This is a genomic window from Corynebacterium sp. CCUG 61414 (assembly GCF_024453945.1).
Classification (GTDB): domain Bacteria; phylum Actinomycetota; class Actinomycetes; order Mycobacteriales; family Mycobacteriaceae; genus Corynebacterium; species Corynebacterium pseudogenitalium.
This window is the reverse complement of sequence record NZ_JAGPYU010000002.1, coordinates 204491-225678: the sequence shown is the minus strand read 5'-3', so window position 1 is coordinate 225678 and position 21188 is coordinate 204491. Positions and strand designations below refer to the sequence as shown.

17 protein-coding genes and 1 tRNA gene are annotated in these 21188 nt (G+C 59.9%); 7 read left to right on the top strand and 11 right to left on the bottom strand.

Going from position 1 to position 21188, the window contains the following annotated elements:
• The first annotated feature begins 14 nt into the window (after nucleotides 1-14).
• Together KBX14_RS03320 and KBX14_RS03315 are read left to right on the top strand one after the other, a co-directional pair.
• The gene (locus tag KBX14_RS03320; protein ID WP_256041835.1) at nucleotides 15-1592 is read left to right on the top strand and encodes an alpha/beta fold hydrolase; all 1578 of its coding nucleotides are present in this window, start codon (nucleotides 15-17) and stop codon (nucleotides 1590-1592) included.
• Nucleotides 1593-1677: 85 nt separating this feature from the next.
• Nucleotides 1678-1751, top strand: a tRNA-Arg gene (locus KBX14_RS03315).
• A gap of 111 nt (nucleotides 1752-1862) precedes the next feature.
• On the opposite strand, the gene KBX14_RS03310 is transcribed toward KBX14_RS03315, so the two are convergent.
• The 6 genes from KBX14_RS03310 to KBX14_RS03285 are packed head-to-tail and all read right to left on the bottom strand — an operon-like array spanning nucleotide 1863 to nucleotide 10465.
• Nucleotides 1863-2096, bottom strand: a complete 234-nt coding sequence (locus KBX14_RS03310) for a PspC domain-containing protein (protein WP_070362646.1) — start codon at nucleotides 2094-2096, stop codon at nucleotides 1863-1865.
• A gap of 23 nt (nucleotides 2097-2119) precedes the next feature.
• Entirely contained in the window at nucleotides 2120-2593 is a 474-nt protein-coding gene (locus KBX14_RS03305) for a MarR family winged helix-turn-helix transcriptional regulator (RefSeq protein WP_070362647.1), read from the bottom strand.
• A gap of 44 nt (nucleotides 2594-2637) precedes the next feature.
• Nucleotides 2638-5274: an AAA family ATPase gene (locus KBX14_RS03300; protein ID WP_256041834.1), complete on the bottom strand. Its 2637-nt coding sequence runs from the start codon at nucleotides 5272-5274 to the stop codon at nucleotides 2638-2640.
• Nucleotides 5275-6480 carry an exonuclease SbcCD subunit D gene (locus KBX14_RS03295; protein WP_256041833.1) on the bottom strand — a complete coding sequence of 402 codons (1206 nt, stop codon included), beginning with the start codon at nucleotides 6478-6480 and terminating at the stop codon, nucleotides 5275-5277.
• Nucleotides 6480-7343, bottom strand: coding sequence for a hypothetical protein (locus tag KBX14_RS03290; RefSeq protein WP_256041832.1), 864 nt, complete (start codon nucleotides 7341-7343; stop codon nucleotides 6480-6482). Before KBX14_RS03290 ends, KBX14_RS03295 begins: the two co-directional genes overlap by 1 nt.
• Complete coding sequence (locus KBX14_RS03285; protein ID WP_256041831.1) at nucleotides 7340-10465, bottom strand: DEAD/DEAH box helicase; 3126 nt, start codon at nucleotides 10463-10465, stop codon at nucleotides 7340-7342. Before KBX14_RS03285 ends, KBX14_RS03290 begins: the two co-directional genes overlap by 4 nt.
• Before the next feature lie 105 nt (nucleotides 10466-10570).
• On the opposite strand from KBX14_RS03285, the gene putP reads away from it, so the two are divergent.
• From putP to KBX14_RS03270, 3 genes are read left to right on the top strand one after another with little or no spacing between them, the layout of a single operon-like run.
• Nucleotides 10571-12157: a sodium/proline symporter PutP gene (putP, locus tag KBX14_RS03280; protein WP_256041830.1), complete on the top strand. Its 1587-nt coding sequence runs from the start codon at nucleotides 10571-10573 to the stop codon at nucleotides 12155-12157.
• 2 nt (nucleotides 12158-12159) lie between these two features.
• A complete protein-coding gene (locus KBX14_RS03275) occupies nucleotides 12160-12795 on the top strand; it encodes an HNH endonuclease family protein (RefSeq protein ID WP_070362652.1) in 636 nt (211 codons plus the stop codon).
• Between the two features lie 30 nt (nucleotides 12796-12825).
• On the top strand, nucleotides 12826-13311 hold the full coding sequence (locus KBX14_RS03270; RefSeq protein ID WP_070362653.1) for a DUF2269 family protein: 486 nt from the start codon (nucleotides 12826-12828) through the stop codon (nucleotides 13309-13311).
• 3 nt (nucleotides 13312-13314) lie between these two features.
• Here KBX14_RS03270 and KBX14_RS03265 read toward each other — a convergent pair whose 3' ends face one another.
• From KBX14_RS03265 to KBX14_RS03245, 5 genes are all read right to left on the bottom strand, one after another.
• Nucleotides 13315-14217: a trypsin-like serine protease gene (locus tag KBX14_RS03265; protein WP_256041829.1), complete on the bottom strand. Its 903-nt coding sequence runs from the start codon at nucleotides 14215-14217 to the stop codon at nucleotides 13315-13317.
• Nucleotides 14218-14256: 39 nt separating this feature from the next.
• Nucleotides 14257-15075 carry a trypsin-like serine protease gene (locus KBX14_RS03260; RefSeq protein ID WP_256041828.1) on the bottom strand — a complete coding sequence of 273 codons (819 nt, stop codon included), beginning with the start codon at nucleotides 15073-15075 and terminating at the stop codon, nucleotides 14257-14259.
• 89 nt (nucleotides 15076-15164) lie between these two features.
• A complete protein-coding gene (locus KBX14_RS03255; protein ID WP_070976269.1) occupies nucleotides 15165-17300 on the bottom strand; it encodes a DEAD/DEAH box helicase in 2136 nt (711 codons plus the stop codon).
• Nucleotides 17297-18439: a HAMP domain-containing sensor histidine kinase gene (locus KBX14_RS03250; RefSeq protein ID WP_256041827.1), complete on the bottom strand. Its 1143-nt coding sequence runs from the start codon at nucleotides 18437-18439 to the stop codon at nucleotides 17297-17299. The genes KBX14_RS03255 and KBX14_RS03250 overlap by 4 nt, the downstream gene beginning before the upstream one ends.
• Nucleotides 18436-19119: a response regulator transcription factor gene (locus tag KBX14_RS03245; protein ID WP_070362658.1), complete on the bottom strand. Its 684-nt coding sequence runs from the start codon at nucleotides 19117-19119 to the stop codon at nucleotides 18436-18438. The genes KBX14_RS03250 and KBX14_RS03245 overlap by 4 nt, the downstream gene beginning before the upstream one ends.
• A 113-nt stretch (nucleotides 19120-19232) precedes the next feature.
• Here KBX14_RS03245 and KBX14_RS03240 point away from each other — a divergent pair, with 113 nt between their 5' ends.
• Both KBX14_RS03240 and KBX14_RS03235 read left to right on the top strand, forming a co-directional pair.
• Nucleotides 19233-20204, top strand: a complete 972-nt coding sequence (locus KBX14_RS03240) for a hypothetical protein (protein WP_256041826.1) — start codon at nucleotides 19233-19235, stop codon at nucleotides 20202-20204.
• Nucleotides 20205-20219: 15 nt separating this feature from the next.
• A complete protein-coding gene (locus KBX14_RS03235; protein ID WP_252931047.1) occupies nucleotides 20220-21104 on the top strand; it encodes a trypsin-like serine protease in 885 nt (294 codons plus the stop codon).
• Nucleotides 21105-21188: the final 84 nt, after the last annotated feature.

Sequence of the window (21188 nt, the reverse complement as noted above, 5' to 3'; positions counted from 1 at the left end):
ACGGAAGGAATGCAATGCGCACCACAGCTTCAGTAATTGCGGCGCTCGGACTGCTTGGCATGGCCGTCGTAACGCCTGCTACTGCGCAGCCAGCACCGGCTGTGCAGTGGACCAAATGCCCGAAAGAAGTCAAAGATTCAACAGCGCAGTGCGGACACATCGACGTCCCCATGCGCTACAACCAGCCGAACGGCAAAAAGATTCAAATTGGATTCGTACGAGTCCCAGCGAAAACCCAAGCGCGCCGAGGCGCACTGTTTACCAACCCCGGTGGCCCAGGTGGCGACGCCTACGCTTACGCAGCCGGCAACATTCTTGATTTCCCGAAAGAACTCAACAACGAGTGGGACATCATCGGTGTGCAACCCCGTGGCCTGCCCGGCTCGACTGCACTTGAGTGCGCAATTCCCGATGTGAACGATCCTGGCCAGATAGCCAAGCTCACTGCTGACAGTCTCTTCAACGCAGGAGGTTTCAACCGTTCGGCCTGCCAAGGCGACAAGCCTGGCTACCCCGAAACCATCACCACGGAGAACACCGCGCGCGATTGGGAGGAAGTTCGACGCGCGCTGGGCTACCAGCAGATTTCCATCCTCGGTGTCTCCTACGGCACGTACCTTGGTTCCGTATACGCGACGCTATTCCCCCAGCACACCGACAAGGTTGTGCTTGACTCCGCAATGGATCCAACCCGTTCCTGGAACGGCATTGCCGCCGACCAACAAGCAGCGTACGAGAAGGCGCTCAACGAATACTTCGCGTGGGTAGCACTCAACGACACCAAGTATCACATGGGCAACACTCCCCTGAAGGCGTACCAGTACTGGTCGCGCAAGGTAAGCGCGCAAGCGGGAACTAATCCCACCGTCACTCCCCCGCCTGCACGCGTTGGCGATCTGCCAGCGGGCCTGGAGTTCGCCGGGCAGGCTGGCGCGGACGCCATGACAGCAGTCGGGAAAACCCGTGTCGAAGGTGAAGGCGTCATCAGCCGCATGCTGAACCCTGGTGCTGTACAAGCTAAGTCGCCGCTCCTGCAGGAGACCCGCGCTATGCTTCCAACCCCAAAGATGTGGGACTACCTGGCACGGTCCACAAACGGCACCCTGACCGCTGAAGAATCGAAGCAGCCGTCCAAGGAAGAGATTCAGCAGGCGGTGGATCAGATGATGGCGGTCGAGCAGCTGCAGGCTGCCCAGTGGTGCAATGAGAACGTTGTCCCCGGCGACCCAACGCTGCTCCCCTCATTTGCATGGTCACAGCTCACGGGAGACCCGTTTACGTTCTTCAACGCTTCACGCGGCTCAGGGTGGTACTGCAACGGCGCCGGCGCAGTCACCGGAATCGCGCCACTCAACGGGGCGGCATTAAAGACTCGCCCATTGCAGCTGTCCGCGACCCGTGACCCCCAGACGCCGTACTCAGGCCACGGACAACTCGCCCGCAGAATGGGAACCCAGGTAGTCACGATTCACGGCCCGGGCCACGCGCACTTCGGCACCGGCAATAAAGTTGTCGACGCCACCGTCATCAACTACCTGCGCACCGGCAAGGCCGATCGCACTGATGCACCAGGCTACTGGGAGGCCCAATAGCAGCTACTTTCCGCAGTCTTAGGCCAGTTATGTGCCCAGCATATCTGGTGCTAAGATTGCGTCATTGCTTGTGAATAAGCAGTGAGTCTCCGTAGCTCAGCGGATGAGAGCATCGGTTTCCGGTACCGAAGGTCGCAGGTTCGAATCCTGTCGGGGACACAATTTTTCAACCCCCGCTACCTGGTGAAATTCCTGGTAGCGGGGGTTTGTTGGTTTTGACTGATTTTACCTGAAATCGTCTCCCCTACGCTTTCAGAACGCAATTTCGTGCTAAAACTCCGGGGGAATCACAATCCAGGCCACTATATACAGGATGAACAAAGGCACAAACGCCGTGCAGAGCCCAATCAACACCGTGCCGATTCGTACAATCGCAGGGTCGAGTCCAAAGTACTCCGCGATGCCGCCACAGACCCCGCCGATGTATTTGTCCACCATGGAACGCTGTAGCCGCTTCGGTGCCGGGTTCGGTTGGTAGTGAGGTTGGTTCGTCGGATAAGACATGGCGCCTCGCTTTCCTAGAGTCGTTACTTGTTATGCCCAGGGCCGGTTTGCGCACCGAGTACACCCTGAAAAAATCTGGTCAAAGCTGGGATGTCGGCGTCATCAAGGTGGTCGAACACCAGGCGTCGCACGCTTTCAACGTGGCCCGGGGCTGCAGCCTCGAGTCGCTGTAGACCGTCCTCGGTGAGCGCTACCAAGACGCCACGGGCGTCTCCCGGGCTCTTCTGCTTTGATACCAAACCGCGCTTCTCCATGCGGGTGACCTGGTGCGATGTTCGGGATCGGTCCCACTCCAGTGCACCGCATAAGTCACGCAAGCGCATCGTGTACCCATCCACTTCTGAAAGGCTGACCAGCACAGAGAACTCCGAAGTCGACAAGTTTGAGTCTGCCTGGAGTGTGTCGTCGAGCGCGCGCGAAATTTTGCGCGCAGTGGCAAGCATGAGCCGCCACAGGTCTTGCTCGGCGTCGCTGAGCCAGTGGGGTGCGTCAGACATGCACCCCACTGTAGTAGATCAACCAAACAGTTTCATAGCATTAATTAATTGGTTTTTAGCTGCTCAATCTCGTATCGGTTGCTACTGGCAACGCCGTCGTACCGGTTGGGGTAACACGTCAGCACAATCACTTGAGCATGCTTGCCCACCCTGTTAAACAGCGCGTTCATCAGTTGCAGCCGGTGGGGGTCCGTCGCGCCGAGTGCATCGTCTATCACCACAGGTACCGGTGCTGTTCCATCACGGGCGACAAGCTCCGCAATGGCAAAACGGGTCAGCAAGGCGAGCTGCTCCTGTGCGCCACCAGAAAGCTCCTCGATCGGCAGGGACACACCAGCAACGTTGCGGCGGGTGATTTGCAGTTGGTCGTCGAGCTCGAATTCCACATCTCTGCCAAACAGCGCCCCCGCGTAGCCCTCCAGCGCAGCAGCGAACGGCGCCGCGTAGCGCGCATTCGCCTCTTCACGGTAGCGCTGTAGCGTGTCATACAAGAGCTTGGTTGCCTCAGCACGGCGGGTGGTACGGCGGTACTCAGACTCAGCTGCGTCCAACATCGCTTCGGCTCGGTCGACCTTTTCCGCAATACCAGTCGCCATTTCAAAAAAGCTTTTCAGCTCGGCAACGCGTCTATCGGCGGCATTGTAGCGGTCCTGCAAGTTCACGACGCGGGTTTGCGCGCTTTCGAGCAGCGCCTGTGCCATGTCCACGTTGGCCTCGTTTGCCGCCGTGGTGACCTCTTCAAGTTTTGTGCGCGCAGCGCGCAGTCCAGCCTCAGCAGTTGCTTGTGCCTCGCCCAAGTCTTCCGACGTTGTATGTTCCTGTTCTGTTCGCAACTCTTCATCGGCGATACGTACTGCTTCCTCGTGCGTTGCGAGTTTGGTCTCCAGTACAAGCAGTGCCTGGCGGGCCTTTCGCTCCCGGTGCGGCTCCAGCGCAGCCACCGCCACTTCCGCGTCATGCTGGGCATTCTGTAAAGCAGCCTCTGCAGCAGCGGCCTCGTGCTCAGCAGCATCGAGTTCCTTTAAAGCTACGTCTTCCCCCAAGGCCTCAGCGTGCTCTGCGTGTAGTTTCTGCAGCTTTAGGTGACGCTCCTGCAACGCTGACAAGTCCCTGCCTGCGAGGATGTCTTCCCTGCGTCGCTTGGATTCCTCCACGCGTTGAGCAAACGTCCGATGCTCATCACGCTTCGCTCGCGCCTCCGTAACGTCAGCACAACCAAGCTCCGCGAGTAGCTCCTCAAGCGCGCGCTCCGCATCTTCCACCGCGCTGTACTGGTTCGCGCCGCTGGCGCCAGCACTGTAGGTCAGATGAAACTCACCGAATTCAAAGGTGGTGGCGTCGAAAAGCTCGATAGTGCGCTCGCCTTTGACGTGTGTGGGGGCGTCGTCGTGCACGAAGGTGGCGTCATCGGCACGCACGGTCAGTTTCGCGGTCGAGGCTGCACGGATGGTGCGCTGTACCTTTACTTCACTCGCAGCTTCTTCCACTCGAGTCACATCGGCGTCGGTGACGGGACGACTAGGGGCCTCAGCAACGAGTTTTTGATACTCGGCTTGCGCACCGTCAACCTGGTCAAGCACTGCCTGCAGATCTGAGAGTTCCTGTTGGCACAGCGAGTACTCACGCAGAGCGCTGGCACGGCGTGCCTCCTCGCGTGCATTCGTCAGTGCAGCTTGACGCCGCTCCACGGTTTCGGTGAGTGTCGCAATGGTAGCTTCCTCTTCATCACTGGCTTGCTGGGCGGCGCCCTTCTCCTGCTCGAGCGCTGCCTGCTGCTCACCCAACAGTGCGACGCGCTGCTCCAACTTCTTCCTGTTTTCCACATCCTGCGCTGCGCGCTGTGCCGTGAGCTCTGCGTATTTCACAGCTGCTTGCGCAGCCTGAAGTTTTGCGGCAACCTCTTCGGCGCGCTTCGCCTCGGCTTGACTGGACTCAAGATCTCGCTGTGCTTCCGGCAGCTCATCCTGGATCTGCTGCATTTGCTGCTGCAAGCGCTCAACTTCTACGACTTCATTGTCAAACTTCCGCTTTTCCTGCAACAGCGATTCGTACTGTTGCTGCGCTTCTTCTGCTGCTTTCCGGAGCTTGTCGTATTCGCCACGCGGGCGACCTGTGGGTGTGAAGTACGCTGTGTATTCGTCGCTGATGCGCTGCATGAGCGCAGTGTCATCGTAGGCGGCTTCCTCTGCGCTACGTCCAGCGTCCCCGTCAAGGGTCCTCACAACACTTGGGATGCCAGCTGCGCTGATCCCTGCTGCGAACTGCCCCTGGCGCAGGAAGAGCGTCGAGGCGAGCTCCTGGTCAAGGTTTTCCGCGAGGATCCGCGCAAGCTCGTCGTCAGCCTCGCGGCCGGTGTATTGGCGCAGCTGCGGTCTGGTGATGTTGAGCTCCGAGTACTTCCCCTTCCCCCACTGTTTGGCAATGGTGAAGCTGTAATCGCCAACCGTCGCCTCAAGCCGTACCGCAGGCGAAACGTCCCTCCCGATCGGGGTGAGCACGCCAATCTTCTTCCCGCCGGCAGTGTGGCGTTCGTTGAGCACTGTCGTCAGCGCGTCAAGGATGGTGGATTTGCCTGCTTCGTTATTGCCATGGATCACGATCACACCGGTATCTGGCAGGTCACGGAGCTCTAACCGCTGAATACCACGGAAGTTTTCAATGGTGATCGAATGGATGCGCATTTAGTTCACTTCCTTGGAGAATCGGAACAGAAGGTTCACAGCGTCACGTGCTGTCGCAGAGCCTTTAGCATCGTCATGCGCGGATGCCTGGGAAATCAGGTCCCGCATCGCCTCGGCCGCGTACCCGCTCAGCGGAAGGTTTTCGAGCTCTTCATCGCTGGGCGCCAGGTGCAGGCTCATGAGCCGTTCACGCTCATACAACGCAGCGAACACCGGCTCAAGCCGCCCGATCGCCTGCTCAAAGGTCGCCATCGCCGCAAGGCCAAGCGTGCCGCGGACGGAATACTTCACCACAGTGCGGTCCTTGTGCTCGTAGCGTTCAAGCTGCTCCACTATCCTTTCGACGTCACCTTCGTCACTGACCTCCCAGTCCAATGCCTCAAATGTCCACGCTCCCGTCTCAACCGGCTCGACGTTTACAACGCAATCTTCCGTGGAGGACTTCGTAATCTCGACGACGAGCGTGTTACCGGAATCAACCTCGCCGCCGCCACCAGGGCCACCGATAGCAAAGTCGTGGAAATCAGTGGTTTCCGGGCTGCCCGAGAACCACACGCGCCCACTCGTGCCGAGTGACTGCGTAGAGTGCGTATCCCCCAACGCGACGTAATCGATCACCCCCGAGGCCAGCTTCTCCTCCAGCAAATCCAGATCGATGAGCGCTTCCGCCTGTTCTTTGCCGTAGCCATCCACTTGGCCGTGGCCGACAAGCACGCGAATTCTATCCGTTGGTTCCAAATCGCGCGCGGCGCGAGCGCATAAGTCCTCAGAGGCGTATCGGGCTTTGAGAGGCGCGCCGACAAGCTCAACGCCCGGGACGACCTCTACGGGATCGAAGGAATCGAGCACGTGCACATTCTCAAGGTCATCGGTGGCGTAGAAAATGGAGTCCGCCACCAGCGGGTCATGATTACCCGGGAGCAAGTACACCGGCACTGGCAGGCGCTTCAGCACCTCGAGCGCTCGTCCAAGCGTCTCCCGCTCGAGCGCGTTGTGCTCAAACACATCGCCGGCGATCACAATACAGTCTGCATCATGCTCCGTGGCTACTTGGCCGAGGCGTTCAACGGCGCGCAAGCGGGCGTCGTCAAACCTCGATTGGGCTTCGGAGCGCAGAAACTTCCGAGTCATGCCAAGCTGCAGGTCAGAGGAGTGGATAAATCGAAACGTGTTCACATACTCACTACTACCAAACGGCTCGGACATTAGTCTTCAGTTTCAGTCAGAGCATAGAACAGATCTTCGATATCGGAGACCGCTCGTAGCTGGTCGATGTTGGTAAAGGAAATCGTCTGCATCGCCTTGTGCAACATCGTGATGTCAGAATCTTCGATCATCGGAGCGACTTTCGGGGTAGGCAAATCAGGTAGCGCGCCGCCTTCCCAAAAGTCCGGCTGCGGGCGCGGTGCAGACACCGTGACTTCGCCCGGCGCGTCAGGCTGCGCTGCCTCGTGCTGCACAGTCGGTGGCGCCATGCCGGTCAGTCGCGCAATCGAACTATCCCGGAGTTGGAGAATGAATTCGTGGTGTTCGCTCATGCGCTGTGCTGCCTGATACCCCACTGCGACGATGTGTTTGCAGGCTACGGCGGGGTCGGGGCAGCTACAGTGCAGCCGAAACTCCTCAGGACCGTTGGCAATCAAGGTGTCCAACGCCTCATCGGTGTAGACGCCATTGCGCGCTTTCATCAATGCGGCGGAGTCGTGCGCAATGTCGGACAGCAGCCCGCCTATGTCAGCGGCAGTGCGACGTGGCAGTTCGATCACAGTGTGGAACGGTTCGATTTGTGACCCCGTCACAACCGCATCAATCCCGCCCAACCGGGGATAGAGCTCGGCAACGTGGCCGCCGTTGGCGTACGCAATGCCCCGCTTGATGCGACCAGCATCGCTGTATCGCACGACTGCTTCCCAGATCCTGCGGCCTGCGGCATTCCACGTCGCAGGCACATCTTTGTACCGCGATCGAGTCTCAGAAGCTTGCTTCGCCTGCTTCTGTTCCGGGGAGCGCCGACGTGCGCCGAAGTTTGCATAAATAACGTTGTCTTCGCGTGGTCGCTGGGTGCTCATAGGTTGCGCTCGCCTCCGTTTCCTCGGTAGCTCATCAGCTGTGCCAGATCGTCAGCGTCGAGTTCCGTAATCCAGCCTTCGCCCTCGCCAATCACCGCACCTGCCAGGTGCATCTTGCCATCCAAGATGTCTTGGATCGATTCCTCCATGGTTCCGCGCGTAATCATCTTGTACACCGTGACGTCTTTCTTCTGGCCAATGCGGAACGCGCGGTCCGTCGCCTGGTTTTCCACGGCGGGATTCCACCAACGGTCAAGGTGGATCACCATCGATGCAGCAGTCAGGTTGAGTCCGGTACCACCTGCTTTAAGACTCAGCAGCATCGCGCGCGGCCCGTCCGGCTCCTGGAAGTGCGCAACCATAGCATCGCGCGCGCTCTTTCCTACCCCACCGTGGAGAAACGGGATGAGCTCACCGAGGTAGTCGCTCAGGTAGGGCCGCAGGATGTCACCAAACGCTTTGTACTGGGTAAAGATCAACACTCGTTGGTCGGTTCGCACTGCCTCATTGAGCAGCTCCACAAGGCGGGCGACCTTACCGGACCTGTGGTGGCCGTCGGCAAGTACTGGTGATCCATCGCCCAGGAAGTGAGCCGGGTGGTTGCAGATCTGCTTGATGCGAGTGATCGTGGCAAGCACGAGACCTTTACGCGCCATACCCTTGCGTTCCTGCAGTTCGCGCTGCATGCGGTCAACGAGTGCCGTGTAGAGCGCCGCTTGCTCCGCAGTCATGTCCACTGTCAGTACATGCTCAGCCTTGTCCGGCAGGTCATCGATGATCGCGGTGTCCGTCTTCAGCCTGCGCAGGATAAACGGCGCGGTGAGGCGCTGCAGGCGCTCCCCCATCTCGTCGGCGAGGCCCTCGTCCCGGCGCGACTCAATTGCCCGTGCGAAGTGGTTGCGGAAGAAGGACTGCGAGCCGAGGATGCCGGGGTTCACAAAGTCGAGGAGACTGCGCAGCTCGGAGAGCTTGTTTTCAATCGGGGTGCCTGTCAGCGCGATACGGTGGCGAGCTGGCAGCGCTCGCACGCTTTTCGACGCCCTCGTCCCCGCATTCTTAATCACCTGAGCTTCGTCGAGCACCACATGGTCCCATTCGATCAAAGACAAGTCGATCACATCGCGCGATGCGATCCCATAGGAGGTGATGGTGACGTCATGCTTCTTGAGAGCCTCACGCAGTTCCTCTCCTTTGTACCGGGCACTGCCGTGGTGGACATATATAGAAAGGTGCGGCACGAACTTCGCGGCTTCGCGTGCCCAGTTGCCCACCACGGAGGTCGGCGCAACAACGAGGGTTGGTCCGGTGCGCTGCCCGCGTTCCTCTTCGACGGCAAGCAGGGTGAGCAGCTGGAGCGTCTTACCGAGCCCCATGTCATCGGCAAGCACGGCACCTAGGTGGTTGCGGGACATGTAGTAGAGCCAATCCACGCCACGACGCTGGTACTCGCGGAGCTCAGCATGCACAGTTCTTGGGATGTCGACGCGCTCCGGCGCCGGGCGGTCCATTCCGCCGACCAGAGACGTAAACCAACGGGAACCAGTGAACTCAAGCGGCGAGTCTGGCCCACTCTCCAGCGCAAGCTGACGCAGCTCCTCCGCGGTTACCGCACCGTGTTCCTCTGACGCTTCGAGTTTCTGGTACTCCTCCTCGAGCTGGTCGGCGCGGGCAGCGAGCGCTTCGGCGTCATCTGCTCCCGCATCAGCTGCGAGCTGCGCAGTCGTCCGGGCTTCTTCTGCTTCACGCTTGGCCCGCGCAAGCGCCGTCCCGTGGAGTTTCTCCATGTACCGCTTCGTGCGCTCGAGGTGCCGTGTATCGGCGAGCACCCACTCGCCACGCAACTTGATCAGCCCAGACTTCGACTCGACGAGCCGCTGCATTTCGTCATCCGTCAGTTCAGTGCCGCCGATGCTGACGCGCCAGTCGTAATTGACCAGCTGGCCGAAGCCAAGCCGGGTCACCGCTGTTGCGTCGTACGGGTTCTTCGCTTCCGAAAGGTGCAGCTTCGATGTTGTCTCTGCAGTTGTCCAGGCGCGTGGCAGCATCACCGCGTAGTTCGCAAGCCGAAGCTTGCTCACCTCAGTCTCCACGAATTGCACAATCTCTTCCGCGGACAGGTACACGTCCCAGTCGCCATCGAGCGCAGAGCCCGGCGTTGTCGCGGCACGCCGGTGCGTCGATGGATCAATCAGGTCGGAGACCCTGATGGCGTCGCGAAGCACGGAGTGGAGCTGCTGCACCGTATAGGCGTCATACTCCGACAGCCGGATGGGCCGCGGCGACTCGTCCCCGGAGCGCACGTTCACCCGAATCGGCCACTGCGTGAGCGCCTCATCGCCCCCATCTTCTGCGTCTGCGGGCTGCTCCACGATGAACACCAGTTGGAAATTCGTCGCAGTGATTGAGCCGTTCCACTGGCTCATCTGTCGCGAAAACGCGCTAGAGCCTCGCCGTAGCGGCGTCCCGTTAAGCAGCGACTGTACAAAATCGTGCCACGGAAACGGGCGCTCACCACGCAGCATAGGGGAGTTACGCAGCTGGGCAGACGCGATCCAGTGCACAAATGTGCGCGAGCAGTCTTCGTCGAGCCGTCGGTTGTTCTCCGTAAGTACTCCCGGCGCAGCCGCAATCATATCCGCGAGCCAACCGCGTTCCTCCACCCCGGTGCCGAGCTGCCACTGCGCGAACCACTGAAAGTCCTGAGACGGCACGTGAATCGATACCCTGCCAGCCTGTACAAACCGCTCAAGCCCGAGAAACATCTGGATGAGCCACAAAAGATCCGGGGCTACCGACGCCCGCTGTTGCTCCGTGAGCCCTTCCGGTGCCGGAACGTCTGGGTCCAGGAGGAAGGACATTGCTCGTAGAAACTGTACTGCCTCATCGGGGGCGAATGCTGCCGTCGGCACCCGGAGCCGCAATAGTTTGCCTTTCGGCGTGCGCAACATGACCTTGCCGCGGTGGCGGAACTTGACCCCTTCGAGCAGTGTGTGGACTGGTTCGGGGAAGGTCCCCTTCGGCACTTCGTCGAGTGTGATGATTTTATGGCCAGCCACCTGCTCGACCCAGACCTGCAAGCCAGAATCTGGCAGCCACAGCCCGTGAAGAAGGAATTTTGGCAAGCCCACCCTTATACCATCCTTGATTTCGCTACATCGACTACGGTTCTAACGGTAATCTTTAAAACTCTACTCGCTTATTTTTTCTATTGCTTTAGGGAGGCAAACATGGCCGATAGCTTCTGGCTTGTCCTTGCCATTGTGTTGTATTTCGGTGTCATGGTTGCCATCGGGTTTTATTCGTGGATCCAGACGAGCAAGTATGACGACTACGTTCTTGGCGACCGTGGACTGCACCCATTCGTAGCAGGCCTATCCGCGGGCGCATCAGATATGTCGGGCTGGCTGCTGATGGGGCTGCCGGGCGCATTGTTCGTTTCCGGCATGAGCGAGCTGTGGATCGTTATTGGACTCTTGGTCGGGTCGTGGGCGAACTGGAAGTTTGTCGCACCACGCCTCCGCGCTTATACGGAAGTGTCAAATAACTCGATTACCTTGCCGTCCTTCTTCGAGAACCGCACCCGCGACTCCTCACACGTCCTGCGGTTTGTCGCGGCCGTGATCATTATTTTCTTCTTCACGTTCTACGTTTCGTCAGGCATGGTCTCGGGTGGCCGTTACTTCGAATCCACTTTCCACGGTGACTACCTCACAGGCGTACTCATCGTCGGTTCGATTACTGTGCTGTACACGTTCATCGGCGGCTTCCTCGCTGTGAGCTATACCGACGTTGTCCAAGGGGTCTTGATGTTCTTGGCGCTGGTCACGGTGCCACTGATGGCACTGATCTCGCTCGATACCCCCTCTGATATCTTCTCGTTCGCTTCCCACAACGCCTACGGCCCGTGGGAGGCCGGCAACCCGGACTACTTCAACATGATCGCCGGTGTCTCGTTGGCAACCATCATCGGCAACTTGGCGTGGGGCTTCGGCTACCTGGGACAGCCACATATTGTTACCCGCTTCATGGCGCTGCGCTCCCCGGCTGAGGCAGCCAGCGCACGCCGGACCGGAATCAGCTGGGTCACCATCTGCTTTGCAGGTGCGGTGTTCACCGCGCTCGTATCGACGGTCTTCTTCGCCGAAACACCGCACAGTGTCACTGACCAAAGCGGCTTCGAAACCATCTTCTTGGACCTGGCCCGCATCCTCTTCCACCCACTCATTGCAGGTATCGTCCTTACAGCGGTGCTCGCGGCGATTATGTCCACAATGTCCTCCCAACTATTGATCACCTCCTCCGCGCTTATTGAGGACATCTATCGGGCCGTGGCGAAGCAGCGTCCGAGCCAGACGGCGCTGCTGGTGCTCTCGCGCACGATGGTGGTCTTGGTTGCAGCGGTCGCGATGGTACTGGCAATCAACCCATCGGACACGATCCTGGGCCTGGTCGCGTTCGCGTGGGCAGGCTTCGGCGCAAGCTTCGGTCCCGTTGTAATTGCATCGTTGTACTGGCGTCGTCTCACTGCCCCGGGCGCCATCGCTGGCATGATCGTCGGTGCAATCACGGTATTCGTGTGGGGCTCCTCCGACACGCTGTCCGGCATCATCTACGAAATCGTTCCGGGTATCGCATTCGCGACGATCGCGCTTGTCGCTGTCTCCTTGCTGACCAAGCCGAAGCAGGGCGTCGAAGACGAGTTTGACCATGCTCTTGCAGTGACAAACTTTGCGCTCACCACTCCGGACGCAACGTTCGCTGACGCGCTCAAGGCGACTGCGGGAACCGAAGGGGCCTCCCACGCGTCTAACTAGACGTGCGTGTTTACCTCACTCTGTTACTTATCCTGACCATCGCGTACGCCCCGTTTCCAACGGGGTTTTCGCGTATCGACGCCCCCACGACCCGCCAACGCGTTACTATCATCGGCTACGAGCGGGACAACTTCGGACCAGGCTGGCAGCGCCATGCCACCGGATGTACGACTCGCGAGCATGCCATGGCGTACGCGTTTGAGCAGCCTAATTGCAACGTTCCCCACCGGCAGTGGGAGCCGGTTGACGCTATCGATCCGTACACCCGCGAACGCATCAGACCTAAGGATGTGGAGCTCGACCACCTCTTCCCCCTCTCCGCAGCATGGGACATGGGTGCTTTCGCCTGGAGCGACGAGCAGCGACTCCGGTTCGCGAATGACCCCCACAACCTCATCGTGACCTCGAGCAAGGCGAACCAACAAAAGTCAGACATGCTTCCGAGCGAGTGGATGCCTCCATCGATCCCGCAGCAATGCGCATACGCACGGCAGCTGGCACGCGTTGCAAACATGTACGACCTGCGCGTAACCACCAATGACCTTCGCACAATGCGCCGTGCATGCAAGGGATGGCGAGGCGTCGCCGCCCACCTCATTGGAATTGGTATGTTCCCTACCACCAATTCGCCTAGGTGATGGTGGACGTATCAAGTACAGTGGTTGCCTATGACTACTCTGTTAACTTTCCTTCACGTCGCAGCCGCCATCTTGCTGCTGGGCCCGATCGTCGTATCCACCTCGATGTTCCCGCGCCAGGCCGCCGAAGCACAGGCGGGCGATGCGGCCGCTGCCGGTCGCGCGTCGATCCTGTACCGCATCTCGCGCACTTACGGCATCGCGTCATCACTCGTTCCGCTGCTCGGTGTCGCCATCCTCTTCGGCGACTGGGCTGCGTACAAGACGAACTACTTCCTGCACACCTCTATCGTGTTGGCAGTCATCGCCTGGGCACTGCTGCTTTTCGTGGTCATCCCGACCCAGCGCAAGATGGTCGGTACACTCGGTGAGCTGGAGCCAGCCGAGGCCGACCCAGCCGATGTCACCGCGAACTTTGAAAAGTCGAAAGCTAAGGCTTCCGCGTTCGCTGGTGTCTTTAACCTTTTGTGGTTCATCGTGTTGGTGCTGATGTTCTTGCCAGCACCAACTATGTAGTCACTAAAACTTTATCGACGACGCCAGGCTAAGCAACGCCAACACGATCGGAACAACGATCGCGGCAATCTCACCCGGTGTCATATCGCTGGAGCTTTCGGATTTCGACGAGGAGTCCCGCTCCGAGCTCTTGTCGGAGGACAGCAGCCGGTCGTAGAGACCGGCTTCATTTATGCCAGCAGCTCCAAAAACCAGGTCCGACGCCTCGGACTGACTCACCCTCTTCCCCTCAACAATCGGGGCGGCCCACAGCCAATCCTTTCCGTTAATCTTGATGCCATTTATGCTGGCGAAACCTGCGTTGCCGAATGCTGGGCCGGCTGACAAGACCCCTGCAAACTTCTTTGTCCCGTCCTGTTCCTCGACCCAAATCGGTCCACCGGAGTCGCCTGACTGGGGTGAGCCCACCGTCGCAGAAAATCCTCCCCCACCACGCGCAGCGCGATGGAACTTCCCACAGGTAACGTCGTTCGTGCCCGTGTGGGATGTTTCCCCGTGGAAGCACGTCTTCACGCCCCGCTTGATCGAAGTGATGTCGGCCTTTGCGTCACCGGAGTAGATGTTTTCGCCCATCGTGACGCCCCGGTCCCACTCGATCCAGGCAAAGTCATTCGAAAATGAATGATCGTATCCAGGTGAGAGATGCAGCGTCCCGATGCTCTCCGTAGTGGGACGATCAGTTTTCCTGTCGTATAACGCGATACGAGCCCCATCGTGTCCACAGTGCGCAGCGGTGTAACTGACACCAGCTTCATGATCGTTAAATCCCAGCGTGCACAGACCACTACCGGTATAGATAGCATCGCCCTGGGTCGGCTGGATTGGTGCCGCGGTAGCGCTTGGCACGAGGACTGCAGTCGAGCATGCTGCGACGGCCAGCGAAGATATGAATTTCCTTGTCAACATACTTCTATACTGGCACAGTTCTGCAGGAATGCTAATGAGCTAGCTGTAATTCACTACGCCTGGTAGGAACCCTGCGAGTGCACTGAACCCGTCAGTCACAGCGCCACGAACCGCATCAGCAGCCGGGCCAACGGCCGAGCCCGAAGCCGGCATCATGAGGTTCTGCGCATACAGGCCCAACAAGCGTGACTCAGCGACGCGAGGCCCATCAGTAGCGTGCACGCCAACGACCAGGTCGCGCGAGCCCAGCAGCGGTACCTTTTGTGCAACCCACTGCGAAGAAACAACGCCAACAAATCCGCGGCCCGGAATCCACAGCGGGCCACCGGAGTCGCCGGGACGGGTCATCGGCGCTTCGACGAAGAACGTATTTCCTTCTGCTCCGCCGAAGCGACCACACGTGGGGGCGCCCGTCGGCCGGTTCGATGTTTGCCCGAAGTAGCACACGCGCTCACCGACGGCGATAGTGTTTGGGTTTACCCACGCGTCACCGGAGAACCGGTTGCCGCCGATCTGCACCGGCGCGTCCCACTGGATAGCGGCCCAGTCATTGCCAAGGCGGCCATCGTACGCCTTCGAACGATACAGGGTGCCGAGCTGTGGCGAAGCAACCCTCGCGTTGTGGTCGACGATGCGCACACGCGCACCGTCCGGTCCACAGTGCGCCGCAACCAGGCTTCGCCTGCGAGACGGTTCATTGAATCCGACGGTGCAGTAACCGCCGCCTTCAACCATCACGGCTCCGCCCTGCTCTACTCGCTGCAGGTTCTGTGCCTGCGCAGTCGGCAAGTTCGTTACGACGCCCGCTCCGAGTACAAGCGCCCATCCCAGCGTGAGCAAACGGCGATTCAACTTCATGCCTGTGCAGTCTACTGCACAACCAAGCTATGAAAAACGCACCCGCCGAGTAGTCATTACTCAGCAGGTGCGCTCAGGTTCAAGGGCGCTTAGTCCCAGTTGCGGTCATGCCCGCGGCCACCGCGGCGATCGTCGCGGTCGTAACCGCCACGTCCCCGCCCGCGGCCACCGCGGCGATCATCGCGGTCGTAACCGCCACGCCCGCGCCCGCGGCCACCGCGGCGATCATCGCGGTCGTATCCACCGCGCCCGCGCCCGCCGCGTCCGCGCGGAGGTGCACCGTGATCACGCTGAATATTGATCAGCTGACCGGAAATACGGGTATCCGTCAAACGATCAAGGACCGCGCTGTCCAGGTTCTTCGGCAGCTCAACCAGGGTGAAGTCCCCACCGATAGTGATGCGACCAAAGTCCTTGGAGCTCAAGCCCCCCTCGTTGGCGAGCGCACCAACGATTGCACCCGGGCGAACATGCTGGCGCTTGCCAACATCCAGGCGGTAGGTGTCGAAGTTCTCCGAATCGTGGTCGAAGCGGCTGCGGCCTCCACGACGGTCATCACGGTCACGCCCGCGGCCACGGCGGTCGTCGCGATCCCACCGATCACGGTCCCGCCGATCGCGGCGGTCCTTCGGCGGCTCCTTCATCAGGAACTCGTCACCCGCCAAAGCCTGCGTTGCCAAAGCGGCGGCGATGTCGTCCATCGGCACGTTGTTGGCAGCGGAGTATTCGCGGACCATGGACCTAAACACCTGCACCTCGCTCGCCTCGAGCGACTCGGTGATGGAGTCCATAAACTTCGTCTTGCGGCTCTCGTTGACCTCGTCGACCGTCGGCAGATCCATCTCTTCGATGGTCGCGTTGGTTACGCGCTCAATGGAGCGCAGCATGCGACGCTCACGCGGAGTGACAAAGAGGATCGCCTCACCTGTACGGCCTGCACGCCCGGTGCGACCAATGCGGTGCACGTATGACTCGGTGTCATTCGGGATGTCGTAGTTCAGCACGTGGCTGATGCGCTCAACGTCCAGGCCACGAGCAGCGACATCGGTAGCGACCAGGATGTCAAGGCGGCCGTCGCGAAGCTGATCAACGGTACGCTCACGCTGCTGCTGAGCGATGTCGCCGTTGATCGCAGCTGCGGAGAACCCGCGGGCACGCAACTTCTCAGCCAGCTCCTCAGTCTCCTGCTTCGTACGCACGAAGACAATCATTGCCTCAAACTCAGTGACTTCAAGGATTCGGGTGATCGCATCGAGCTTGTTGCGGTGCGCCGTGAACAGGTAACGCTGGGTGATGTTCGTATTGGTGCGCGTCTTCGACTTCACCGTGACTTCAGTCGGGTTGTCGAGGTACTGCTTCGAGATACGGCGAATAGCGTTCGGCATCGTCGCAGAGAACAGCGCAACCTGCTTCTCTTCCGGTGTGTCCTCCAAGATGCGTTCCACGTCTTCCTGGAAGCCCATGTTCAGCATCTCGTCTGCTTCATCGAGGACAAGGAAGCGCAGGTTGGAAATGTCCAACGAGCCCTTCTCCAAGTGATCGATGACGCGGCCCGGAGTACCCACGATAATCTGGGCACCGCGGCGCAGACCGGACAACTGGATACCGTATGCCTGGCCACCGTAAATCGGAAGCACGGAGATCCCGCCAAGGTGGTCTGCAAACGACTGGAAAGAGTCTGATACCTGCAGCGCAAGCTCACGTGTTGGCGCGAGGATCAGTGCCTGCGGGTAGCGCTCCTTGCGGTTGATCCGCGAAAGGATCGGCAGCGCGAACGCGGCCGTCTTACCGGTACCCGTTTGCGCAAGGCCGACAACGTCGCGGCCTTCCATCAACAGTGGAATGGTTTCAGCCTGAATCGCGGATGGCTGCTCAAAGCCAACCTTCTTCACGGCATCCACGACTTCTTCAGGCAGATTCAGGTTCTCGAACCCGTTCACTGGCTCTTCAGCGGTCTCGTCTGCCTCTGTGGCCTCGTCCGCCTCGCTCCCAGCGAGGTCCGCCACGTCGCCACCGACGACGTCGGCAAGGCTCAAAATCTGCTCAGTCTCATTAGTTTCGGCATTGGCTGCGTCTTGCGCAGCGCCGGTTTCCTCAGAAACTCCCGCATCCCTGGTGTCCTCACGTGCAGCATCTGCTGCGACATCCTGCGGGTTTTCCTGATTTTCCGACACATTCATATCCGGCTCTTTCTCGCCGCCGGTGGCGTTTTCGGAAGTGATCATTGTTTCCCCACAGTACGCCACCCTGCAGTGATTTTCCTATTCGCCACTGGCAATGTCATCCGCGCCACGAGTCCGCCACCAACTTCAGCGCTTCGCGCCTCGAGCTCCAACTCCCCGTGGTGCGCACGCGCAATCGTATCAACCAGCGCTAGCCCTAGTCCGTGCCCCGGACGCGCCCCAGCAACGCGCGCATTCGCCCTGCTAAATGGCTCTACGAGCTGGCTGACTGTGGCAGGGTCCAACACGTCCCCATCATTGACGACGCCCACTTCGACCCCATCGCCGGATCCAGTCCGGCAAACACGCACCTGCACAGTCCCGTCCGCGCCGTGGATACGAGCATTCTCGATGAGGTTTTGGATCGCGTGGCGCAATAGCACGACGTCGCCGAGGACGTGAATGTCTGGCTCGATGGTGGCGTCGATACCTTCGGCGCTCGAGGCGACAGTGGTAATGAGCTCTGAGATGTCAATGTCGCGCGCCTCGAGTACTTTGGCCTCGGCCTGGCTGAAGTTCAGCAGCGACGTGACCATCTCCGCAGACGACGCATTCACGGTGCGGATGTCGCGGATGGCGTCGCGTAGCTCCTCTGCAGGTGCATTCGGGTCTAGTAGCGCGACATCTGCGATGGTCTGAATGGTAGCGATCGGGGTTTTCAGCTCATGGGACGCGTTTGATGCAAAGCGTTGCCGTGCCGCGATGGAGTGCGCGAGGGACTCCAGCATCGAGTCGAGTGCGTGCGCGAGGTCAGCGACATCGTCAGCGGGGCCTTCGTAGTCGAACCGCTGATCAAGATCGCCAGCAGAGACCAGACGTGCAGTCGCCGCGATGGTACGTACGGGTTTGAGCAACACACCCGCGACGAACCAACCGATGGCGCCGGCGAGCGCCGTCAGCACGCACAGCGCGACGAGCGAGGCGCCGAGCATCACGTTGAGCACCTCGTGTGAGATGGGCACGGAGCCATCAATAAATGCTCCGTCACTGCCGGGAACGCCCCCGACGCCCTCGATGACAGCTTGCACAGGTACCGGAGTCAGGCGCAGGTAGAGGTACACCACCGCAGTCAAACTCAGCCCTGCGGTAAAAACCGTTGCCACGAACAACCACGACGTACGCGCGCGAAGTGAAAGCCTCATTGGTACGGCTCCTCCGCAACGTAGTAGCCAGCGCCGGGCATTGTTTGCACAATCCAAGGCTGCCCCAGCTTGCGCCGCAAGTGCGAGATAGTGACGCGAATCGAATTGGAGAACGGGTCCGCGTTCGCGTCCCATGCCTCTTCTAAGAGCTGCTCCGCGGAAATAACGTGCCCCTGTGCTCGCATCAGCGTTTCAAGCACCGCGAACTCTTTCGGCGACAACGCAATCGACGCGCCGCTTCGGTGGACTTGGTGAGTGCCTCTGTCGAGGATGACGTCGCCGCACGTGAGCGTCGAGGTTGTTTCAGGTGCGGCTCGTCGCAACAAGGCTTTGACGCGAGCCAGCAACTCGGGCAGCTCGAACGGCTTGGTCAGATAGTCGTCCGCCCCAATCTCGAAGCCTTGGAGACGATCCTCGAGCGTTGCGGACGCCGTGAGCATCAGCACCCGCGTGTTTGGGTACAGCTCACGGACGGTTGCACAGACGTCGTCGCCGTGAACCTCGGGGATATCTCGGTCGAGCACGATCACATCTATCGGTTGTGATTCCAGGCGGTCGAGCGCGGAGCGGCCGTCGTAACGCACATCAACGAGCATGTCCTCACGGCGCAGTGCTTTGCCTAACGCATCGGCGAGCAGCGTCTCGTCCTCAACGATCAAAATCTTCGGCGGTGCAGCCACAACAGCCCCTTCCACGTTGGAGTTCTTGTATTCTGCTGTGATTCTAATTGGGGCTTCTTACGGGGTCGCAATGTTAACGCTCTCGCAACATCGCCCTGCATAGCGTGAGGAGCATGTCAAAGACTTCCACACCGGATCTGCGAGTTCACGGTATTGATTACGCGCGAGCCGTAGCACTCGCAGCCATGATCTTCGCGCACCTCACCCATCCTGCTGGCGTCACGGGTCAGTTGCTCTACGGCTTCCCCGCAGCAACGTTCGCGTTCCTGGCTGGCATCTCGATGGAGCTGATGGCCCGGCGCGCCCAAGCGGTAGGCGGCGAGGCTGTCGCGCGCTGTCGCCATGGCTTTTATGTTCGTGGGACGCTACTGATTGTGCTGCATGTGCTCCTCGTGCCGTTCGCTGGCGACATCGAGGTTGTGCTCCTTGTCTTTGGCATCTGCTACCTCTGCTTAGCGACGCTTCCCCACTGGCCAACTGCGCGTTTGGGCTTACTGCTTGCGGGGTTGCTCTTTGCTTCGGCTGCAACGACGGCGCTCGGGACAGTTGTTGCACTACCGGCCGCAGTCTTCGGTGCCCCCTACCCTGTCTTTTCGTGGGCGGCACTCATGGTTGCGGGCATGGTGTCGTGGCGTGTCATCCTCCACCACCCATGGCGTCGTTGGGTCGCAGTCATTGTCGCGGCGGCGGTGCTGCCTGCGGTGATTGCGGCTCGGCTGCACCTCAACACGGCAGGTGCTGGCCTATTCATCGCCGCGATCGATCCGAATGGGCACACCGGGGGACTCATTTCAGTGATCAGCGAGTGCGCCGTCGCGACTGGTATCACTGCGCTGTGTCTCATCCTCGCACAGTTTGTTCCGTTTGGTTGTGACATGGGCCGGATGCCTCTGACGGTGTACTGCGCACACGTTGTCACGGCCAACGGCCACAGCGGGGTGGTATACGCAGTACTCACGCTGGCAGTTGCTTTCGCCTTCGCTGTGCTGTGGCGCAGCTTCTACGCCCGTGGACCACTCGAGGCCGCGATGCGCATGATCGTGGCTCGCGCAACCCGGACCGATCTTCCTCCGCTCCAACACTAAAGAAAAGGAAAACTCATGAAACTGCACACTTCCACTCGTATTCTTAGCTCCTGCGTCGCTGCCGCGCTCGTAGCACTCCCGGCAGCACCTGCATTGGCAATGCAGTCCGATACGTTCGCTGAGCCTTCGGCAGAGTCCAACGCAGTAGTCTCCGTCCGCACCGCGGACGATGACCCAGACACCGGCGTGTGCACAGGTACCGCCATTGCGTCCCACTGGGTTATTACTGCGCGCCATTGTATGGACCACCTGCCACAAGCTGGCGGGTCCGTGCGTACTGGCCAGGGTGATAACCAGAAGTTTTATGACGTCGATAAGTGGATGACAACCCCGAAAGGCGATATCGCGCTGCTGCACACCTCTGAGGACCTCGGACTCGATGCTTATCCTGAGCTTGCTAGCGATATCCCAGCTGCAGGCAGCGACGCTACTTTCTACGGCTGGTCCTCTGATGGCTCTGGTGCCGGACGCACCCTTCCGTACGCAGACGCTACCGTCGACGGCCCAACTCCGATGATTCTGTTTGACGGCACCGACGGCGTCGAAGCCACCATGAAAGGTGGGGCAGCAACCCAGCCCGGTGATTCCGGCGGCGCGCTCTTCAGCGAAGGCAAAGTCGCAGCCATCGCGTCTGCATCACTATTCATGGATCCAGACAACCCGGACTCCGCTGAGGAAGGAGTGAGCCCGAAGGTCGCGTTTGCGCCAGTTGCTTCGCAGGCGGACTGGATCCGTGAGCAAATCTCCGCCAAGGAAGACTCGGCCGAAACGACCGCCACAGAAAATGACGGTGGTATGCCGACGTGGATGCTCATCACTGCCGGTGCCGCCGTCGTTATCGCACTGGCAGTTGCCGCAGTTGCACGCTCGCGGAAGCGCGATGCTGATACTGCGCAGTAGCGCTGCCTGAAAACGCGACCGAACTCACAGAATTACCTGTGAATAATTTACAGGGCAGCGTAATTAAACGTTATGATGTCTGCC

Coding starts and splice junctions, on each gene's coding strand:
- KBX14_RS03300 (WP_256041834.1), bottom strand. CDS start 5,274: ATGCGCATCCATTCGATCACCATTGAAAACTTCCGTGGTATTCAGCGG.
- KBX14_RS03260 (WP_256041828.1), bottom strand. CDS start 15,075: ATGAAGTTGAATCGCCGTTTGCTCACGCTGGGATGGGCGCTTGTACTC.
- KBX14_RS03240 (WP_256041826.1), top strand. CDS start 19,233: ATGTCAAAGACTTCCACACCGGATCTGCGAGTTCACGGTATTGATTAC.
- KBX14_RS03305 (WP_070362647.1), bottom strand. CDS start 2,593: ATGTCTGACGCACCCCACTGGCTCAGCGACGCCGAGCAAGACCTGTGG.
- putP (WP_256041830.1), top strand. CDS start 10,571: ATGGCCGATAGCTTCTGGCTTGTCCTTGCCATTGTGTTGTATTTCGGT.
- KBX14_RS03235 (WP_252931047.1), top strand. CDS start 20,220: ATGAAACTGCACACTTCCACTCGTATTCTTAGCTCCTGCGTCGCTGCC.
- KBX14_RS03255 (WP_070976269.1), bottom strand. CDS start 17,300: ATGATCACTTCCGAAAACGCCACCGGCGGCGAGAAAGAGCCGGATATG.
- KBX14_RS03265 (WP_256041829.1), bottom strand. CDS start 14,217: ATGTTGACAAGGAAATTCATATCTTCGCTGGCCGTCGCAGCATGCTCG.
- KBX14_RS03290 (WP_256041832.1), bottom strand. CDS start 7,343: ATGAGCACCCAGCGACCACGCGAAGACAACGTTATTTATGCAAACTTC.
- KBX14_RS03320 (WP_256041835.1), top strand. CDS start 15: ATGCGCACCACAGCTTCAGTAATTGCGGCGCTCGGACTGCTTGGCATG.
- KBX14_RS03310 (WP_070362646.1), bottom strand. CDS start 2,096: ATGTCTTATCCGACGAACCAACCTCACTACCAACCGAACCCGGCACCG.
- KBX14_RS03250 (WP_256041827.1), bottom strand. CDS start 18,439: ATGAGGCTTTCACTTCGCGCGCGTACGTCGTGGTTGTTCGTGGCAACG.
- KBX14_RS03295 (WP_256041833.1), bottom strand. CDS start 6,480: ATGTCCGAGCCGTTTGGTAGTAGTGAGTATGTGAACACGTTTCGATTT.
- KBX14_RS03270 (WP_070362653.1), top strand. CDS start 12,826: ATGACTACTCTGTTAACTTTCCTTCACGTCGCAGCCGCCATCTTGCTG.